At 72.2% G+C, this 19,746-nt stretch carries 10 protein-coding genes; 6 read left to right on the forward strand and 4 right to left on the reverse strand.

Translation table 11 applies throughout. The annotated features are described in order from the left end of the window. Nucleotides 1–17: 17 nt before the first annotated feature. From ACZ516_RS29490 to ACZ516_RS29505, 4 genes are all read right to left on the reverse strand, one after another. A complete protein-coding gene (locus ACZ516_RS29490) occupies nucleotides 18–1,250 on the reverse strand; it encodes an arginine deiminase (RefSeq protein WP_361076924.1) in 1,233 nt (410 codons plus the stop codon). Between the two features lie 60 nt (nucleotides 1,251–1,310). Then, entirely contained in the window at nucleotides 1,311–3,908 is a 2,598-nt protein-coding gene (locus ACZ516_RS29495; RefSeq protein WP_469012530.1) for a polynucleotide kinase-phosphatase, read from the reverse strand. Further along, on the reverse strand, nucleotides 3,905–5,410 hold the full coding sequence (locus ACZ516_RS29500) for a 3' terminal RNA ribose 2'-O-methyltransferase Hen1 (protein ID WP_469012532.1): 1,506 nt from the start codon (nucleotides 5,408–5,410) through the stop codon (nucleotides 3,905–3,907). Before ACZ516_RS29500 ends, ACZ516_RS29495 begins: the two co-directional genes overlap by 4 nt. 301 nt (nucleotides 5,411–5,711) lie before the next feature. Further along, nucleotides 5,712–7,070 (reverse strand): MFS transporter, encoded by a 1,359-nt coding sequence (locus ACZ516_RS29505; protein ID WP_358580874.1) that lies wholly within the window; start codon nucleotides 7,068–7,070, stop codon nucleotides 5,712–5,714. A 794-nt stretch (nucleotides 7,071–7,864) separates the two neighbouring features. Between ACZ516_RS29505 and ACZ516_RS29510 the strand changes: the two genes are divergently transcribed. The 6 genes from ACZ516_RS29510 to ACZ516_RS29535 are packed head-to-tail and all read left to right on the forward strand — an operon-like array spanning nucleotide 7,865 to nucleotide 19,718. Next, complete coding sequence (locus ACZ516_RS29510; RefSeq protein WP_469012534.1) at nucleotides 7,865–13,945, forward strand: acyltransferase domain-containing protein; 6,081 nt, start codon at nucleotides 7,865–7,867, stop codon at nucleotides 13,943–13,945. After that, nucleotides 13,942–15,771, forward strand: a complete 1,830-nt coding sequence (locus ACZ516_RS29515) for a non-ribosomal peptide synthetase (RefSeq protein WP_469012537.1) — start codon at nucleotides 13,942–13,944, stop codon at nucleotides 15,769–15,771. The genes ACZ516_RS29510 and ACZ516_RS29515 overlap by 4 nt, the downstream gene beginning before the upstream one ends. A 35-nt stretch (nucleotides 15,772–15,806) precedes the next feature. Continuing rightward, nucleotides 15,807–17,591 carry a beta-ketoacyl synthase N-terminal-like domain-containing protein gene (locus ACZ516_RS29520; protein ID WP_469012538.1) on the forward strand — a complete coding sequence of 595 codons (1,785 nt, stop codon included), beginning with the start codon at nucleotides 15,807–15,809 and terminating at the stop codon, nucleotides 17,589–17,591. After that, the gene (locus ACZ516_RS29525) at nucleotides 17,588–18,826 is read left to right on the forward strand and encodes a cytochrome P450 (RefSeq protein ID WP_469012540.1); all 1,239 of its coding nucleotides are present in this window, start codon (nucleotides 17,588–17,590) and stop codon (nucleotides 18,824–18,826) included. Before ACZ516_RS29520 ends, ACZ516_RS29525 begins: the two co-directional genes overlap by 4 nt. Then, the gene (locus tag ACZ516_RS29530) at nucleotides 18,826–19,026 is read left to right on the forward strand and encodes an MbtH family protein (RefSeq protein ID WP_358580885.1); all 201 of its coding nucleotides are present in this window, start codon (nucleotides 18,826–18,828) and stop codon (nucleotides 19,024–19,026) included. The genes ACZ516_RS29525 and ACZ516_RS29530 overlap by 1 nt, the downstream gene beginning before the upstream one ends. Then, entirely contained in the window at nucleotides 19,023–19,718 is a 696-nt protein-coding gene (locus tag ACZ516_RS29535; RefSeq protein ID WP_358580888.1) for a formyltransferase family protein, read from the forward strand. Before ACZ516_RS29530 ends, ACZ516_RS29535 begins: the two co-directional genes overlap by 4 nt. Nucleotides 19,719–19,746 lie beyond the last annotated feature (28 nt).

The following is a 19,746-nucleotide window of genomic DNA, read 5'->3' on the forward strand; positions in this document are numbered from 1 at the left end:
GGCCGGGCGCCCGCCCGTCAGGCCCCCGGCACCGCGTCCCGCTGGATCGGACAGCTCATGCAGCGGGGACCGCCCCGGCCGCGCCCCAGCTCGCTCCCGCGGATCTCGATCACCTCGATGCCCTGCTTGCGCAGGAACGTGTTGGTCGTCGCGTTCCTCTCGTAGGCGATCACCACACCCGGCTCGACCGCGAGGACGTTGCAGCCGTCGTCCCACTGCTCCCGCTCCGCCGCGTGCACGTCCTGGGTGGCCGTGAGCACCCGGATCGCGTCCAGGCCGAGCGCGGCGGCGATCGCCCGGTGCATGTTCTCCGGCGGATGGTCGGTGACCTTCAACTCCTTGTCCCCCGCGCCCGGTTCGATGGTGTACGAGCGGAGCATGCCGAGCCCCGCGTACTGCGTGAAGGTGTCGCCGTCGACCATGGTCATGACCGTGTCGAGGTGCATGAACGCACGTCGCTTCGGCATGTCGAGCGCCACGATCGTCTGCGCCGAGCCCGCCGCGAACAGCTTGTGGGCGAGCATCTCGACAGCCTGCGGCGTGGTGCGCTCGCTCATGCCGATCAGCACGGCTCCCTTGCCGATGACCAGGACGTCGCCGCCCTCGATGGTCGAGGGGTAGTCGGCCTGGCCCTGCGACCACACGTGGAAGTCCTCGGACCGGAACAGCGGGTGGTGGCGGTAGATCGCCTCGAAGTGCACGGTCTCGCGCTGCCGGGCGGGCCACCGCATGGCGTTGATGGACACGCCGTCGTAGATCCATGCCGAGGTGTCGCGGGTGAAGAGGTGGTTGGGCAGCGGGCCGAGCAGGAAGTCGTCCAGGTCCATGCAGTGGAAGCGCACGGAGGCCGGCTCGGCGTGCGCCTCCAGGAACTCCCGCTTGGTCATGCCGCCCACCAGCGCCTCGGCCAGCTCCGTCGAGGGCATCGTCTCGAACGCGGCCCGCAGGTGGTCGGTGGCCAGCGGGCCGTACTCCTTCTCGTCGAAGACGCGGTCCAGGACGAGCAGGCGGGCCTCGGGCACGTCCAGGGTCTCGGTCAGCAGATCACCGAAGAGGTGGACCGTCACCCCCCGGTCGCGCAGCACGTCCGCGAACCCGTCGTGCTCCTGGCGGGCCCTGCGCACCCACAGGACGTCGTCGAAGAGGAGGGCGTCCTTGTTGCTCGGAGTAAGCCGCTTGAGCTCCAGATCGGGGCGGTGCAGTATGACGCGGCGCAGCCGCCCGGCCTCGGAGTCGACATGGAATCCCATGGGGTCCATCTTTCCCCGGCCGGACGGCTCACGCGCGGACAACGCGCCACCTGGTGGTGGTCAGAGCCTCGGGTCGACCGGCTCCGACTCCAGGGCGAGGACCGCGAACACCGGCTCGTGGACGCGCCACAGCGGCTCGCCCTCCGCGAGCCGGTCCAGCGCCTCCAGGCCGAGCGCGTACTCCCGCACGGCCAGCGAGCGCTTGTGGCCGAGGGAGCGGTCCCGCAGCTTGGCCAGGTTCTCCGGGCGCGTGTACTCCGGACCGTAGATGATCCGCAGGTACTCCCGGCCCCGGCACTTGACGCCGGGCTGCACCAACCGCCCCTCGGCGTTCCTGACCAGGGCCCCGACGGGCTTGACGACCATGCCCTCGCCGCCGCGGCCGGTCATCTCCAGCCACCAGTCGATGCCCGCCCCGACGGACGACGCGTCGCCGGTGTCGACGTACAGGCGGCGGGTCGTCTGGAGCAGCCCACTCCCGTCGTGCTCCACCATGCGGTCCAGCAGGGCCAGTTGGGCGTCGTGCGGGAGCGCGGCGAGGCTGCGGCCCTGGACGGCGAGGATCTGGAACGGCGCGAGGCGCACGCCCTCCAGGCCGTCGGTCGGCCAGCAGTAGCGGCGGTAGGCGTCCGTGAACGCGGCGGCGTCCGCGGCGCGTTCCCGCTGGCGGGCCAGCAGGTCGCCCGCGTCCACGCCACGCGCCGTCGCGGCCCGGAGGGCGGCCAGCGCGCCGGGGAAGACGGCCGCCGACGCGGCGCCGACGGCGGCGTACTGCGTGCGCAGCAGACCGGACGCCTTCAGGGACCACGGCATCAGCTCGGCGTCGAGCAGCAGCCAGTCCGTCTCCAGCTCCTCCCACAGGCCGGCGTCCCCGGCGGCGGCGCGCAGCCGGGCGAGTATCTCCTCGGTGACGGACGCGTCGTTGAAGAAGGGGCGGCCGGTGCGGGTGTAGAGGGAGCCGGTCGGGCCGCCCTCGACGCCGAACCGGTCCCGGGCCGCGTCCGCGTCACGGCAGACCAGGGCCACCGCGCGCGAGCCCATGTGCTTCTCCTCGCACACCACCCGGGCGACGCCCTCCCGCGCGTACGAGGCGAAGGCCTCCGCCGGGTGCTCCAGGTAGCCGTCCCGCCGGGAGGTGGCGGTGGGCGCCATCGTCGGCGGCAGGTAGGGCAGCAGGCGCGGGTCGACGGCGAAGCGGCTCATGACCTCCAGGGCCGCCGCCGCGTTCTCCTCGCGGACGGCGACCCGGCCGGCGTGCCGGGTCTCCACGACGCGGCGGCCGTGCACGTCGTTCAGGTCGAGCGGGCGTCCGTCGTGGCCGCCCGGCGCCTCGGAGCGCAGCGGCTTGACGGGCTCGTACCAGACGCGCTCGGCGGGTACGTCGACGAGCTCCCGCTCCGGCCAGCGCAGCGCGGTCAGCTTGCCCCCGAAGACGGCGCCGGTGTCCAGGCAGATGGTGTTGTTCAACCAGGTCGCGGTGGGCACGGGTGTGTGGCCGTAGACGACGGCGGCCCGGCCGCGGTACTCCTCCGCCCACGGGTAGCGCACCGGCAGCCCGAACTCGTCGGTCTCGCCGGTGGTGTCGCCGTACAGGGCGTGCGAGCGGACCCTGCCGGACGTGCGCCCGTGGTACTTCTCGGGGAGCCCGGCGTGGCAGACGACGAGGTCGCCGCCGTCCAGGACGTAGTGCGAGACGAGACCGTCCAGGAACTCCCGCACCCGGACGCGGAACTCCTCGCTCTCCCGGCCCAGCTGGTCGACCGTCTCCGCCAGCCCGTGGGTGAGCCGGACGCCGCGGCCCCTGAGGTGGCGGTTGAGCTTGTTCTCGTGGTTGCCGGGCACGCACAGCGCGGTGCCCGTGGCCACCATCGCCATGACGCGGCGCAGCACGCCCGGGGTGTCCGGGCCGCGGTCGACCAGGTCGCCGACGAACACGGCCGTACGCCCTTCGGGGTGCGCGCCGTCGACGTAGCCGAGCTTGCCCAGCAGCGTCTCCAGCTCGGCGGCGCAGCCGTGGACGTCCCCGATGATGTCGAAGGGGCCGGTGAGGTGGGAGAGGTCGTTGTAGCGCTTCTCGGTGACGATCGAGGCGCCCTCGACCTCCGCGACGCCCCGCAGGACGTGCACCTTGCGGAAGCCCTCACGCTCCAAGTGCCGCAGGGAGCGGCGCAGTTCGCGCTGGTGGCGCTGGATGACGCGGCGGTGGACGCCGGCCCGGTCGGGGCGCCCGGCGTTGCGCGCGGCGCAGACCTCCTCGGGCACGTCGAGCACGATGGCGATGGGCAGCACGTCGTACCGCCTGGCCAGTTCGATCAGCTGCTTGCGGCTCTCGCTCTGCACGTTGGTGGCGTCGACGACGGTGCGCCGGCCGGCGGCCAGGCGCTTGCCCGCGATGTAGTGCAGCACGTCGAAGGCGTCGCGGCTGGCGCTCTGGTCGTTCTCGTCGTCGGCGACGAGGCCGCGGCAGAAGTCGCTGGAGATCACCTCGGTGGCCTTGAAGTGCCGGTGGGCGAAGGTGGACTTGCCGGAACCGGTGGCGCCGACGAGCACGACGAGGGACAGGTCGGTGACGGGAAGCCGGCGGTGCGTCCCGGGCGTCACGGTCCCGGTGTCGACGGTGTCGTCACGGCTGTCGGTGTCGCTGGTGCTGTCGGTCATGCCGCCCGCACCTCCTTCGTGTTCTTCTCCGCCTGTGTGAAGACCGCCATCTGGGTGGGCGGCCCGACCTCCGGGTCGTCGTCGCCGACCGGCACGAACTCCACCGTGTACGCGTGCCGCTCCGCGACCTGGCGGGCCCAGATCCGGAACTCCTCGCGCGTCCACTCGAAGCGGTGGTCGCCGTGGCGCCGGTGGCCGGCCGCGAGGGTCTCCCAGCGGACGTTGTACTCGACGTTCGGCGTCGTCACCAGGACCGTGCGGGGTCTGGCCGAGCCGAACACGGCGTATTCCAGGGCGGGCAGCCGCTCCACGTCGAGGTGCTCGATCACCTCGCAGAGCACCGCCGCGTCGTACCCTTTGAGCCGGCTGTCGGTGTACGCGAGCGAGCCCTGGAGGAGCTGGACGCGCTGGGCCTGCCGCTCGCCCAGGCAGTCCAGCTTCAGCCGCCGCGAGGCGAGGGTCAGCGCGCGCATCGACACGTCGACACCGACGATCTCCGTGAACCGGGCGTCCTTGAGCAGCGCCTGCACCAACTGGCCCTGGCCGCAGCCGAGGTCGAGCACGCGCGCCGCACCGGCCGCGGTGAGCGCCGCGAGGATCGCCTCACGGCGGCGCACGGCCAGCGGCACCGGCCTGCCCTCCGACGCGTCCGCGCCCTCGTCGGCCACGGGGTCGGCGGACTCCTCCGTCACGGCGTTGTCGATCTCCTCGATGTCCGTGTCGTCGGCGTCGGCGAGCCGGACCAGTTCGAGCCGCTCCTGCGCCTGACGGGTCAGGGAGCGGCGGCGCGCGAGGTAGCGGCTGGTGATGACCTGCTGCTCGGGGTGGTCGGCGAGCCAGCCCTCACCGGCCCGCAGCAGCTTGTCGACCTCGTCCGCCGAGACCCAGTAGTGCTTGGCGTCGTCCAGGACGGGCAGCAGCACGTACAGGTGCCGCAGCGCCTCGCCGAGGGTCAGCTTCCCGTCGGGCACGTCGAGCACGAGGCCGACGTAGCGCGAAGCGCCCCACTCGGGGAACCGCTCGTCCAGCGGGACGGGTGTCGCCGTCACCGTCCAGCCCAGCGGCTCGAACAGCGCCCGCACCAGCTCCGCGCCGCCGCGCGCGGGCAGCGCGGGCACCTCGATCCGCAGCGGCAGCGGCTGTCCCACCCGCTCGGGCAGCGCCCTGCACACGCCGCGCATCGCGCTGGAGAACACCGCACTGAGCGCGACGGCGAGCAGCGACGAGGCGGCGTAGGGGCGGTCGTTGACGTACTGCGCCAGTGCCGCGTCGGGCGCGCCGCCCCGCCCCTTGCCCTTGCCGCGCCGCACGAGCGCGACGGGATCGACCTCCAGGAGCAGCGCGGCCGTGCAGCGCTCCGCGCTCGCCTCGGGGTAGAGGACATGCGCGGGACCGTAGGAGGTAGAGAACGTCTGGGCGCTGTCGGGATGCTTGTGCAGCAGGAACCCGAGGTCGGTCGCCGGGCGTTCGGGGGTACCGGTGGTAGTGATCGTCAGGAACACGGGTCGGCCTCGAAACGGGGTCTGAGCCGTGGCGGCACCGGGCGCGGGTCCCCGCACGTCACGTCACAGTGCACGTCACATGCGCGGGCGCCGCGCGCCGGTGGTCCCCACGGCAAGGGGAAAGCGCGCTTCGGTGCTCGCGGCTCCGGGCCGTACCCGGCCCCGGAAGCCGTGCGCACGCCGCGCCACGGTCGCCCGTCCACGCGGCGCCCTCACCTGCGGCGCGCCCCCACAACGTACAGCGAACGGCACGGGCACACCCCGGAATTTCCGCTCAGCCGTTCGTCCTCTCACCCGCCGTTCAGGCCTGCTTCTCCCGTCGGCCGCCGAGGGCGACGGCCAGCGCGCCGAGGGCGCAGACGACGCCCGCCGCGAGGTAGGCGAGGTGGTAGCCGGCGAGGCGGTCGTCGGCGGTCGCCGCGATCAGGACCAGGACCGCCACTCCGACGCTGGCGCCGATCTGCTGCGCCACGACGTTCACCGCTCCGGCGACCGCGTGCCGCTCCGGCTCGACGCCGGACAGTCCCGCGGAGGTCATCGAGGGGAAGTTGAGGCCCTGGCCGATGCCGCTGATCACCAGTCCGGGCAGCACGTGCAGCAGGTAGTCGCCCTCGTGCGGGGTGCTCATCCACAGCGCGGTCCCGCCGCCGATGAGGACCAGCCCGACGGCCATCAGCGTCCGCGGCGTGTACGTGGCCAGCAGGCGCCCGGTGGCGAAGTTGGCGGTGAGGAAGACGGCCGCCGACATCGGCACCAGCGCGAGGCCGGATTCGAGCGGGGAGTAGTCCAGCATCCCCTGGAGGTACAGCGGGGCGAAGAAGAGCATGCCGACCGAGCCCATGTACTGCAGGAACGCCGCCAGGCTCGCGGCCCGCACCGAGGCGATCCGGAAGAGTCCGAGCGGCAGCACCGGGTCGGCCGTGCGGTGCTCGCGTACGACGAACAGCGCCAGGAAGACCACCGCGACGCACAGCGAGACCCAGGCCACTGCGCCGCTGCTGCTCGCACCGACGACGACCAGGGTCAGGCCGAGCGTGCCGGATATCGCGCCGGGCAGGTCCAGGCGGCCGCCGCGTCCGACGCCGTCGGGCAGTCCGGCGCGCGTCGCGGACAGGACGGCCAGCCCCACGGCGACCGAGAACCACAGCACCGAACGCCAGCCGAAGAACTGGGTCAGCACGCCGCCCAGGAGGACGCCGCCGCTGAAGCTCGCGGCGCCGACGGCCGCGTAGATGCTCAGGGCTCGGTTGCGCGCCGGACCGGCCGGGAACACCTCGGTCAGCAGGGCCAGCGCGGCCGGTCCCGACAGGGCCGCGCCGATGCCCTGGACGGCCCGCGCGCCGAGCAGCACCCCGGTGCCCGGTGCCAGGGCGCCGACCAGCGCGGCGAGCGTGAACAGGGCGACGCCGAGTTCGAACACCCGCCGCCTGCCGAAGACATCGGCCAGTCGGCCGCCCACCAGCAGGAAGCCGGCGAAGGTGACGGCGTAGGCGGTCATGACCCACTGGAGGGTGGTGTCGTCCAGGTCGAAACGCTCGCCCACGGAGGGCAGCGCGGCGTTGAGCACTCCGAGGCCGCTCACGTCCAGCGCGAGGGCCCCGGCCAGCACGCCGAGCGCCAGGCCCGGGCGCTGCCCCGGCTTCACCTCGGTACTGGTCATGCGGGCCTCCCCGGCACGCGCGGTCGTGCGGCCACAAGACGGTGGGGGGACGGTCTGGACGAGGTGCCGTCGGCGGCGGCCCTGAACGGCCGCCCTAAGGTGGCGAGTTCCATCCGTCCGGTGCCCACCACCAGGACGCGGGGGTCAGCCGGCGCCGGCTCGTGGTTCATGATTTTCATGGCGAGCAGCTTGCAGTGCTTGTTCGCCCGCTGTCCAGCCCGTACTTATTCACCGGCCACCGGAGCGGATTCCCGACCGCGCGCCGGAATTGACCCGTGTTGAACGAAGTTGCCCGCTGATTCCCCACGACGCCCGAACCGCCACACAATTTCGGCCCGGGAAGCGATCGAACCAGTCACTTCGGGGGCCAGATCGCGCCAGTGCACCTTCCTGCCAACGGGCCCCACTTGTTTCACGTTTCACTGGGTGGCAGTCTGAAGTTGTCGGTCGGGCGAGTACCTCGTTATGCGGTCCGCGCCAGTCCACACCATTCTTGACCTGGGAACATTCAGCCGGGAAGACTAAAACGGGGGTCGGGTCGCGGTGCGGGTACCAGTTCTCTTTCAGCCATATCTCCCTGTGCGGGCTTGACACGGACGCTTCGCGTACCGCCTGTGCACTGACGCCCCTTTCCTGTGAGACTCGGCCCCGGCCGTGCCTATCCGCACGTCCGTGTGTACGCCGCAGGCATCTCATTTCCGCCACTCTTTTCCGACCGTCGGGGTTTGTGAAGCCTAAAACATCCGGGCGCCCACTCCGTCGGTCCATTCCGTCCGCCCTGCCGAGGAGCCGAAATGCCCCAAGAGCGCGCAGCAAGAGATTCTCAAGCCATTACCGATTTTTTGCTGTCTCGCGTCGCTGAGCTGATGGACATGTCCGAGGAGGCCGTCGACCGCTGGGCGCCGATGCACCAGTACGGCCTGGACTCGCTGAAGTTGTCCAAACTCGCCGCCTCGTTGTCCGAATTCCTCGGCTGGAAAGTCCCGGTCACGTGGATGTGGCAGTACCCGACGGTCGACGAGCTGGCCCGCGCGCTCCTGGAAGGCCCCCGGACCACGCAGGCCGCCGCCCCGAGCGAGGAGCGGCGCGCGGCCTCGCACGAGCCCATCGCGATCGTCGGCATCGGCTGCCGCTTCCCCGGCGGCCCCGACCCCGCCGCGTTCTGGCAGTTGCTCACCGAGGGCGGCGACGCCGTGGGGCCCGTGCCGGCCGCGCGGCGCGAGCTGTTGGGCGACGCGGTGCGCTGGGGCGGCTTCATCGACGGCATCGACCAGTTCGACCCGCTGTTCTTCGGCATCTCGCCCCGCGAAGCCGTCCAGATGGACCCGCAGCAGCGGCTGATCCTGGAACTGGCCTGGGAGGCGCTGGAGGACGCGGGTGTCGCGCCGGACAGTCTCGTGGGCACCGAGACCGGTGTGTTCATGGCCTCCTGCTGGGGCGACTACGCCGCGCTGGCGCACTACCGCGGCCCCGACGTGCAGATCACCCCGCACACCGCGACCGGCATGCACGACGGCATCATCGCCAACCGCGTCTCCTACGTCCTCGGCCTCCAGGGGCCCAGCATGACCATCGACGCGGCCTGCGCCGGATCGCTGGTCTCGGTGCACGCGGGCTGCCAGTCGCTGTGGCTGGGCGAGAGCGAGCTGGTGCTGGCCGGCGGCGTCAACCTGAGCTTCGTCTCCGACTACTACACCGCCATGGACGCCATGGGCGCGCTCGCCCCCGACGGCCGCTGCAAGTCCTTCGACGCCCGCGCCAACGGCTACGTACGCGGTGAGGGCGCCGGCGTCGTCGTACTCGCCCCGCTGAGCGTCGCCCTCGAACGCGACCTGCCGGTGTACTGCGTGATCAAGGGCAGCTCGTCCCAGAACGACGGCCTGAGCAACGGCATGACCGCGCCGAACCCCCAGGCGCAGGAGCTGATGCTGCGCAACGCCTACCGGCGGGCCGGCATCGCCCCGTCCCTGGTGGACTACATCGAGTGCCACGGCTCCGCGACGCCCCTCGGCGACCCGATCGAGGTCAACGCCATCGGCGCGGTCCTCGGCGGCGACCGGGCGGAGCCGCTGCGGCTCGGCTCCGTCAAGTCCAACGTCGGGCATCTGGAGGCGGCGGCCGGCATCGTCGGCCTGGTCAAGCTCGCCCTGTCGATCCGCAACGGCGTGCTGCCGCCGAGCCTGCACTACGCCACCCCGAACCCGCAGATCATGTTCGAGGAGTACAACCTCACCGTCCAGGACCGGCTCACGCCCTGGCCCCGACGGTCCGACGCCCGCCGCGGCGGCGTCAGTTCGTTCGGCTTCGGCGGCGCGATCTGCCACGTCGCCGTCGAGGAGCTGCCGCGGCCCGAGAGCTCGCTCGTCCTGCTGGCCGAGGACTCCCTCGAAGCGCTGGCCCAGCGGGCCTCGGCGCTGCGCGAGGAGAGCGACCTGCGGGCGATCTGTCGCCGGTCCCCCGGCGACGGCGCGTTCCGGCTCGCGGCCACCGCCCGCGACATGAGCGAACTGAGGGCAAAGCTCGACGCCTTCGCCGCCGGCGCGAAGGCCGACGGGCTGAGCGTCGGGGAGGCGAGCGGGCGCCGGCCGCGGGTGGCGTTCCTGTTCTCGGGCAACGGCTCGCAGTGGGTCGGCATGGGCAGGCAACTGCTCGCCGGCATGCCGGTGTTCCGGCGCTCCATGATGCGCTCCGACCAGCGGATGCGGGAGCTGCTCGGCTTCTCGCTCGTCGAGCAGCTGCTGGCCCCCGACGGCCGCATCGACGACATGGACGTCTTCCAGCCGCTGCTCTTCTCGATCCAGGTGGCGCTGGCCGACGCCTGGCGTTCGCTCGGGGTGGAGCCGGACGTCGTGGTGGGGCAGAGCGTCGGCGAGTTCGCCGCCTCCCACATCGCCGGCGCGCTCGACTTCGACGACGCCTCCCTGCTGGCCGCCCACCACGGCCGGCTCCTGCAGCAGCTGGCCGTCGGACGCGGTGAGGGCATCGTGGTCACCACCGGCGCGGACGCCGTCGAGCCGTACCTGACCGGCAAGCTCGCGATCGCGGGCCGCAACGGCCTGAACTCCACCTTGGTGACCGGCACCCCGGAGGAGATCGACGGGCTCGTCCAGCGGCTGACCGACGAGGGCCTCACCACCCACCGGGTCCGCATGGGCCACGCGCCGCACTCGTCACTGGTCGACCACGTCCTCGCCCCGCTGAAGGTCGAGCTGGAGGGCATCGCACCGCGCACCACGCGCGTCCCGATGATCTCGACGGTCACCGGCGAGGCCGTCGACGGAGCGGAGCTGGGACCCGAGTACTGGGCGGCCAACCTGCGCCAGGAGATCCGGGTGGTCGACGCCCTGCGGAACCTGCGCGGCCACGACATCGACGCGGTGATCGAGCTCAGCCCGCACCCCGTCCTGCTCAAGTCCGTGGCGGAGATCCTGCCCGTCACCACCCTGCCCTCGCTGCGCCGCGGCACCGACGAGGCCGCGACCCTGCTCGGCTCGCTCGGCGCGCTCCACACCGCCGGTCTCACCGTCACCCCGAGCCCGTTCCTCGCGGGCGACCGGGGCCGCCACGTCACGCCCGCGCCGGGTGCGGTGGCGGCCGACGAGCGGGTGCACCTCGTGCCCGTCACGGCGCGCACGGCGGACGCCCTGGTCGACACCTGCCGCGAGCTGTCCAACCACGTCGAGCGGGACCCCGGCCTGCGGGTCTCCGACCTCGCCTACACCCTCGCGACCCGGCGCACCCACCATGGCCGGCGCGTCGCGCTGTTCGCCCGCAACCGGCAGGACGTCCTGGACGGCCTCGCCCGGCTCGCCGCCGGGGAGCCGCACCCCGACGTCGTCACCGGCACGGTCGCCGGCAACCGCGACCGGCGGGTGGCGCTGGTCTTCTCCGGCGGCGGCACCCAGTGGGTCGGCATGGGCCGCGAACTCCTGGACTCCCACGAGGGTTTCCGTACGTGGATGACGGCCTGCGACGCCGCCGTGCGCGCGGCCGGCGGCTGCTCGGTGCTCGACCAGCTCGCCGCCCCGGCCGACGAGGCCAGGTTCGAGGAGATGGACTTCCAGCAGCCCGTCCTGTTCGCCCTCCAGGTCTCCCTGGCGAAGGTCTGGCTCGGTCTCGGCATCCGGCCGGCCGCCGTCGTCGGGCACAGCCTGGGCGAGGTCGCGGCCGCCTGTGTGTCCGGCGCCCTGTCGCTGGAGGACGCCGCCCGCGTGGTCGTCGCCCGCTCGCACCTGCTCGAACGCAAAGCGGCGGCCGGCGCCATGATCTCGGTCGACCTGCCGGAGGCGGAGCTGGTGCCGCGGCTCGCCCCGTACGCCGAGCACGCGGCCGTCGCCGTGGTGAACAGCCCCACCAGCGCGGCCGTGTCAGGCTCGCCCGAGGCCGTCGACGCCCTGGAGGCGGACCTGAAGCGGGACGGGATCTCCACCCGCCGCATCCGGGTCGAGCGGCCGGTGCACAGCCCCGGCATGGACCCGCTGATCGAGCCGCTGCGCGAACGCATCGACGGCATCACGCCGTTGGCGAACACCATCCCGTTCCGCTCCACAGCCCTGGCCGACACGGTGGACCCGGTCGCCGACGTCGACTACTGGGTGCACAACCTGCGCAACCAGGTCCGGTTCGCCGAGACGATCGGCGCGCTGGTGGACGAGGGCGTCGGCACCTTCATTGAGATCGGCCCGCACGAGACGCTGCGCGGCGCGGTCGAGGAGATCGCGCTGACCCGGGGCGCCCAGGTGCATGCCGTCAACTCGCTGCGGCGGGGCGAGAGCGACGTCCGCTGCCTGCTGGGGGCCGTCGCGTCGCTGTACGTCAGGGGCCTCCCGCTGACCTTCGACCCGCTGTTCTCCGACGACGTCCAGGTCGTGGAGACCCCGCTCGTGCAGTGGCAGAAGGACCGCTACTGGATCGACACGACGCTGCGTCCCCAGTCGGTGTCGGCGCCGGTCACCCAGCCGGCGGCGCAGGGTACGGCCGCGACCGTGACGGCTCCGGCGGCGGTGGCGCCGGCCGTGGCGCCGGTGGCCGAGCCCGTCGCCCCGGCCGTGGACGACAGGGCGCCCCAGGACGTCGTCCTCGGTGAGATCGCGGACGCCCTCGGCGTACCGGCGAGCAGGTTCGACGAAGGGGCCAGTCTGCGGGACTTCGGCCTCGACTCGATGCTGGCGATCCGCCTGGTCAACCGGTTGCAGTCGCTGTTCGGGCACCGGGTGTCGCCGGTGGTGTTCCTGGACGGGCGGACCATCGCGGAGGTCGTCGCCCACGTCGTGGAGACGATCGGCGGGACGGCGCCGGCGCCCGCGGCGGTACCGGCTCCCGCGGCGACACCCGCTCCCGTACCCGTCCCCGTCCCTGTAGCCGCGCCCACCCCGGCGCCCGCGCGGCCCGCGCCGACGTTCCTCGACGACCTGTCCGAGCTGGACGCCGAGGAGCTGGTGGAGGAGCTGGCCGCGCGCGGCCTCCTCGACCCGACCGACGACCCGGCGCTCGACCAGCTGCGCGCCGACGGCCTCGGGTTCACCCTGGCGCCGGTGTCGCACGGCCAGGCCTCGCTGTGGTTCATGCAGCAGGTCTCGCCGGACGCCGTGCCGTACAACTTCATGGTGGCGGCCCGGATCCGGGCCGCCGTGGACGAGAAGGCCCTCGAAGGCGCCGTCCGGGCGGTGATGGAGCGGCATCCCGCGCTGCGCACGCTCTTCGTGGAGGCGGGCGGCAGCCCGCACCAGGTCATCCTGGACGAGCCGGAGTACGAGTTCCTCGTCGAGGACACCACCGGCCTGGACGACGAGGAGGCCCGCGAGGCGCTGGCCGCGATCGGGCACCTGCCGATGGACCTGGACAACGGGCCGCTGGTGCGCGTGGTGCTGATGACGCGCGGGCCCGAGGACCACTACCTGCTGCTGCTCGTGCACCACATCGCGTCGGACGCGGCGTCGGCCGACGTGATGATCCGCGAAATCCAGGAGTTCTACGAGGGCGCCGACCCCGCCGCGCGCGAACCGGTCGCCCCGTACACGGAGTTCGTCGCGTGGGAGCGGGAGTGGCTGGCGGGGCCCGCGGCCGACGCGGCGCTGGACTGGTGGTCGCAGAAGCTGGCCAACCCGCCCGCCCACCTGGACCTGTCCACCAAGGAGCGCCCGCCGGGCGTCACCTACGAAGGCCGTGACCTCACGTTCCGCTGGAGCGCCGAGGAGAGCAGGCTGCTGCGGGAGTTCGCGGTCCGCGAGGGGGTGTCGGTCAGCACGGTCGTCCTGGCCGGCTTCTTCGCCACCCTGAACCGCGCGGCCGGGGTCGAGGACTCCGTCCTGGCCACCGCCATAGCCCAGCGCGGCGAGCCCGGCTGGGAGTCGGCCATCGGCTACTACCTGAACACCGTGCTGGTACGGGCGCGGCCGGCCGGCGACCGCAGTTTCCGGGAGCTGCTGAGCGAGGTCCACGCCTTCTCGCTCGGCCTGCTGGAGCACATGAACTATCCGCTCGACCTGTTGGCGTCCGCCCTGAAGCCGCCGCGGGCCGAGGGCCGTTCGCCGTGGTTCGACGTGGTGGTGAACTGGCTGTCCTCGGACGCCTTCCCCCGCTCCGTCAAGCTCTTCCACGGCATCGGCGAGACCCTCGCGCCCGACGGCGCGCTGCCGCTGGAACCGCTGCAGGTACGCAGGCACCTCGCCAAGTTCGACCTGGAGATCTCGATGGCCGACATCGACGGCGAGGTGGCCGGCCACGTCCAGTACAAACCGAGCTATCTGGAAAGGGAGACCGTGACGGCACTGCTCGCGCTCTACCGCACCGTGCTCTTCGAATCGATCGCCCAACCCGACCTGGCACTCGAAGGCATCGCGCCGAGCGGCCGCCCCGAGGAGACGGACAAGTGACCGAGACCCTGCACTCCGAGTTCATCGAACAAGCCGTCAAGAACCCTGACGCGCCCGCCGTCTACTCCGACGCCGGCGTCCTGACCTACGGCGAGCTGAACGAGCGCTCCCGCGTGCTGGCCGAGCGGCTGGTGGCCGACGGCGCCGGCCCCGGTGTGCCGGTCGGCGTCTGCGTCGAGCGCACGCCCGACCTGCTCGTCGCCCTCCTGGCCGCGCTGCGCTCCGGTTCCTGCTATGTGCCGCTGGACCCCAACTACCCGGCCGACCGGCTCACGTTCATGGTCCAGGACAGCGGGACCCGCCTGCTGCTGACCACCCCCGCGTCCCGGGCCAACTGCCCGGCGGGGCCGACCGTCGTCGTGCTGGGCGAGACCGTGACGACCGAGCCCGGCGCGACACCGGTGCCGGTCGTGCCCCACGACACCGCGTACGTCATCTACACCTCGGGCTCCACGGGCAGGCCGAAGGGCGTGGCCATCCGGCACGGCGGCTGCGTGGCGATGCTCGCCGAGATGGACCGGGTCCTCCAGGGCTGCGACCTGAGCGGCATATCGGCGGCCGCCTCGGTCTGCTTCGACATGTCCGTGATGGAGATCTTCAACGCGCTGTGCCGGGGCGGTGCCGTGATCCTCGTGGAGAGCGCCGTCCATCTGCCGGAGAGCCCGCACGCCGACAAGATCACGCATCTCAACGTCATCCCGTCGGTCATGAACAGCCTGCTGGACGCCGGCGCCCTGCCCCCGAACGTGCGCTCGATCGTGTTCGGCGGCGAGGCCCTGCGCCGCAAGCTGGTGGACCGGGCCTACCAGGAGACCAACGCCGAGCGGGTCTACAACGCCTACGGCCCCACCGAGGGAACCGTCTTCTGCTCGTTCGGCCCGGTGCCGCGGGACTCGGCCGACGAGCCGACGATCGGCCCGCCGACGGACAGCGCCCGGGTCCGCGTACTGGACGACGACCTGAAGGAGGTGCCCGCCGGGGAGTCCGGTGAGCTGTACCTCGGCGGGGTGGGCCTCGCGCACGGTTACGTCAACCGGCCGCGCACCACGGCCGAGCGGTTCGTGCCGGACCCGTACCTCGCCGGTGAGCGCATGTACCGCACCGGTGACCTGGTCAAGTTCACCGCCGACGGCGAACTCCAGTTCCTCGGCCGCACCGACCACCAGGTCAAGCTGCGCGGCTACCGCATCGAGCTGGAGGAGGTCGAGGCCCGTCTGACCGGCTGCCCCGAGGTCCGCGAGGCCGCCGCCGTCGTCCAGGGCAACAGGCTCATCGGCTACGTCGTGCCCGCCGGCGAGGGCGCGTCCGAGGACGGCCCCAGGCTGGACGCGGGGCTCCAGAACGCCATCACCGGCAGGCTCGCCGTCGAGCTGCCCGACTACATGGTCCCCGCGACGCTGGTGTTCCTGCCCGCGCTGCCGCTGGGGCCCGGCGGCAAGCTCGACCGCGACGCGCTTCCCCAGCCGCCCGCCGCCGACCCCACGGCCGGCCCCCTGACGGCCGCCGGCACACCCACCGAGGTGGCTCTCGCGGAAATCTGGGGCCAGCTCCTCGACCTCGACCCGGCGGGCATCGACGTCCACGCCGCCTTCTACGACCTCGGCGGCGACTCGCTGCTGCTGGTCCGCCTCGCCCGGCTGATGACCCGGCGCTTCGACCGCCGCGTCCGCGTGCCCGACCTGTTCAGCTTCCGGGACATCTCCTCCCTCGCCCGCTGGCTCGACGAGGAGAGCGGCGCCACCCCCGAGGTGGTCCAGTCCGCCCGGCTGCGCGCGGGCGCCCGCCGCGCGGCCCTGCGCGGCCGCGCCAAGTCCAGCGGCAGCTGAGCCACCCCCATCCGACCCGAAGCAGGAGTTCCCTCATGACCGAAAGCCCCGAGCAGGACTACGACCCGGGCGACGTCGCCGTCATCGGCATGTCCCTGCGGGCCCCCGGCGCCCGCACCAAGGAAGAGTTCTGGGACAACCTCGTACACGGCAGGGAGTCCGTGTCGTTCCTGGCCAAGGACGACATCCACGTCGACGAGACGCTGATCCACAGCCCGTTCTACGTACGGGCCTGCGGCGTCCTCGACACGTACGACAAGTTCGACCCGTCGGTGTTCGGCATCAGCGACCGCATGGCCGCCGCGATGACCCCGGAGAACCGGCTGTTCCTGGAGAGCGCCTGGGAGACCCTGGAGGACGGCGGTTACGACCCCGACCGGGTCACCGGCGAGGTCGGTGTCTACGGCGCCAACAACCCGCAGACCGCCGCGCTCTACAGCTCCCCGCCGGACCGCGTGTCGGTCGGCCCCGAGGCGATCGAGGCGAGCCTCGCCTGGTCGCCGGACACCATGACGTCCAACGCCCTGTACTACATGGGCCTCACCGGTGAGGCCGTGACCGTCGCCGCGGTCTGCGCCGGCTTCCACTACGCGGTCCACCTGGCCTGCCAGTCGCTGCTGCTCGGCCAGACCGACATGGCGATAGCCGGCGGTTCGATGGTGCGCCTGCCGCACCCGCGCGGTCACCTGTGGGAGGAGAACCGCATCCTGTCCAAGGACGGCCACTGCCGCCCGTTCGACGCCAACGGCACCGGCACCGCGCTCTCCAGCGGTGTCGTCACCGTGCTGCTCAAGCCGGTGGGCCAGGCCGTCGCCGACCGCGACCACATCTACGCCGTGGTCAAGGGCTCGGCCGTCAACAACAACGGCGTCAGCGCGATGGCCTACGGCCTGGCGCAGCCCGAGCGGCTGAGCGCGTGCATCGCCAACGCCATGGAGGTCGGCGGCGTCACCCCCGACACCGTGTCCATGTACGAGGCCAACGGCCTCGGCATGCCGATGACCGACGAGCTGGAGGTGCACGCGGCGAGCATGGCGTTCGGCAAGCAGACCGGCACCACCTCGATCGGCGGCGTCAAGGGCAACGTGGGCCACGGCGGTGTGGTCTCCGGCGGCTTCGGCGCGATGAAGGCCGCGCTGGCCCTGCACCACAAGACGCTGCCCGCCACGATCAACCTGACGGAGGTCAACGAGGACCTCGACCTGCCGAGCACGCCGTTCGTGCCGCAGGTGGAGACGGCGGACTGGGTCACGGACGCCGGCATCCGCCGTGCGGGCATCACCTCGATCGGCGGCGGCGGTTACAACGCGCACCTGGTCCTCGAAGAGGCGCCGACCCTCCCCGGGCGTGAGCCCGAGGCGGCGGGCAGGCCGCGCCTGGCCACCCTGTCGGCCCTGGACGACGAGGCGCTGGCCCGTCAGCGCGCACGACTGAAGGACTGGCTGGAGGCCGACCCGGAGCTGCGTCTCGACGACGTCTGTTTCAGCCTCAACATGGGCCGCAAGGTGATGGCCCGCCGCTGGGCGGCCGTCGTCCGCAGCCGCGAGGAGCTGATCGCGGCGCTGTCCGCCGACGCCCCCCGGGGCCTGGGCACCGAGACGGCCGCCGCGCCGCGGGTGGACGTGGACGCCTTCCGCCGCGGGGACGAGGGGATCGTGCCGGCCGGCACGGACGCGCAGGCGCTGTCGGACCTGGCCGCCGCCTGGGTGAACGGCCAGCAGGTGGACTTCGCCTCCCTGCACCGGGGCGAGGCCAGCCACCGGGTGCCGCTGCCCACCTATCCCTTCCAGCCGCGCCGGTTCTGGCGCACGGACTGGTGACCGTGAGCACTCCCGCACTGGACACCCTGGACCTGGGCGACCCGAACACGTTCGCGGAGCACGACCTCGGCGAGTTCTGGCGCACCCTGCGGGACACCGCGCCGGTGTACTGGAACCCGCCGGCCGACGGCCGCCGCGGATTTTGGGTGCTCTCCCGTTACGACGACATCATGGCCACCTACCGGGACAACGTGAACTTCACGTCGGAGCGCGGCAATGTGCTCGTCACGCTGCTGGGCGGCGGCGACGCCGGCGCCGGCCGGATGCTGGCCGTCACCGACGGACACCGGCACCACGAGTTGCGCAAGATCCTTCAGCGGGTGCTCTCGCCGAGGGTCCTGAACGCGGTCGCGGCGACGGTGCGGGTCAACACCCGGCAGTGGATCCGCGAGGCGGTCGAGGCCGGCTCCTGCGACTTCGCCGAGCAGATCGCCAGCCGTATCCCGATGACGACGATCTCGAACCTGCTCGGCGTGCCCGAGCAGGACCGGGAGTTCCTGCTCTCGCTCACCAAGACCGCGCTGTCGACGGACGACGAGGACGTCGACGAGGTCGACTCCGAGATGGCCCGCAACGAGATCCTGATGTACTTCATGGACATCGTCGAGGAGCGGCGCGAGTCGCCGGGCGACGACGTCATCAGCATGCTCGTCGGCAGTTCCATCGACGGGGTGCCGCTCTCCGACGAGGACGTGGTGCTCAACTGCTACAGCCTCATCATCGGCGGCGACGAGACGAGCCGGCTCACGATGATCGACTGCGTGCGCACCCTCGCGGCCCGGCCCGACGAGTGGCGGCGGCTGAAGAACGGCGAGGTCAAGACCGACACGGCCGTGGACGAGGTGCTGCGCTGGGCCTCGCCCACGATGCACTTCGGGCGCACCGTCGTACGGGAGACCGAACTGCACGGTGTGCGGCTGCGGCCGGACGACATCGTGACGCTGTGGCACGCCTCGGGCAACCGGGACGAGCGGACCTTCGACCGGCCGGAGGTGTTCGACCTCGGCCGGACCCCCAACAAGCACATGGCCTTCGGCTACGGCCCGCACTTCTGCGTCGGCTCGTACCTGGCGAAGGTGGAGATCGCCGAACTGCTCATGGCACTGCGGGACTTCACCACCGGTTTCGAGCAGACCGAGGAGCCGCAGCCCATCCGGTCCAACTTCCTGACCGGGTTCTCCACGATGCCGGTGCGGTTCCTGCCCGATCACTCCGGACTGAAAGAGGTCGACTGATGAGCGGCAACCCCTTCGAGGGCGGCGACGGCGACTGGCTGGTGGTGGTCAACGCCGACGAGCAGTACGCGCTGTGGCGGCCGCACCTGGAGGTGCCCGAGGGCTGGCGGGTCGTCCACTCCGGCCCGGACCGCGAGGGCGCCCTGGACCACGTCGAGCAGCACTTCACCGCGTTGACGGCAAGCCGGGAGCACGAGTGAACATCTACATCTCGGGACAGGGGGCCTTCGCGGTGCAGGTCGCGGACGCCCTGCTGGACGAAGGGCACAAAATAGCGGGCGCGGCCTCACCCCGGCTGCGCAAGGGGCAGTCCGACGAGAGCAACGCGATGTCCTGGGACCGGCTGCGCGCCTGGGCGTTCCCCAGGAGCATCCCGTGGACGGACTCGGCCGAGCTGCGCGCGATGCACATCCCGGACGGGGTGGACATCATCGTCGCCGCGCACTCCCACGCGTTCCTCGGCCGCCGGACGCGCGCCAAGGCCTCCGTGGCCACCATCGGCTACCACCCCAGCCTGCTGCCGCTGCACCGGGGCCGGGACGCCATCCGGTGGACGATCCGCGACGGCGACAAGGTGACGGGCGGGAGCGTCTACCACCTCACCGAGCGCACCGACGCCGGTCCGCTCGCCGCCCAGGAGCACCTGCTCGTGCCGCCGGGCTCGACCCCGCAGAGCCTGTGGCGCGAGCACCTGGCCCCGCTGGGGGTGCGGCTGCTGGTGAAGGTGGTCGCCGACCTCGCCGCCGACCGGCGGATAGAGGTCCCGCAGGACGAGAAGCTGGCGACCTGGGAGCCGGCGATGGACACGAAGCCCCTCTTCAAGCCCGAACTGATCGCGCTGCCCGGCACGGCACAGGTGGACGGCAGCAAGTGGGCGCTGCACGGGCAGTGAGGAGGACGGGTGTGGCAGGGGTGACGCG

The organism is Streptomyces sp. NPDC034037 (assembly GCF_055575715.1).

What these genes read in the sequence shown, in the direction of transcription:
- ACZ516_RS29490 (WP_361076924.1), bottom strand. Translation starts at nt 1,250, where the DNA reads ATGGGATTCCATGTCGACTCCGAGGCCGGGCGGCTGCGCCGCGTCATA.
- ACZ516_RS29495 (WP_469012530.1), bottom strand. Translation starts at nt 3,908, where the DNA reads ATGACCGACAGCACCAGCGACACCGACAGCCGTGACGACACCGTCGAC.
- ACZ516_RS29505 (WP_358580874.1), bottom strand. Translation starts at nt 7,070, where the DNA reads ATGACCAGTACCGAGGTGAAGCCGGGGCAGCGCCCGGGCCTGGCGCTC.
- ACZ516_RS29510 (WP_469012534.1), top strand. Translation starts at nt 7,865, where the DNA reads ATGCCCCAAGAGCGCGCAGCAAGAGATTCTCAAGCCATTACCGATTTT.
- ACZ516_RS29520 (WP_469012538.1), top strand. Translation starts at nt 15,807, where the DNA reads ATGACCGAAAGCCCCGAGCAGGACTACGACCCGGGCGACGTCGCCGTC.
- ACZ516_RS29530 (WP_358580885.1), top strand. Translation starts at nt 18,826, where the DNA reads ATGAGCGGCAACCCCTTCGAGGGCGGCGACGGCGACTGGCTGGTGGTG.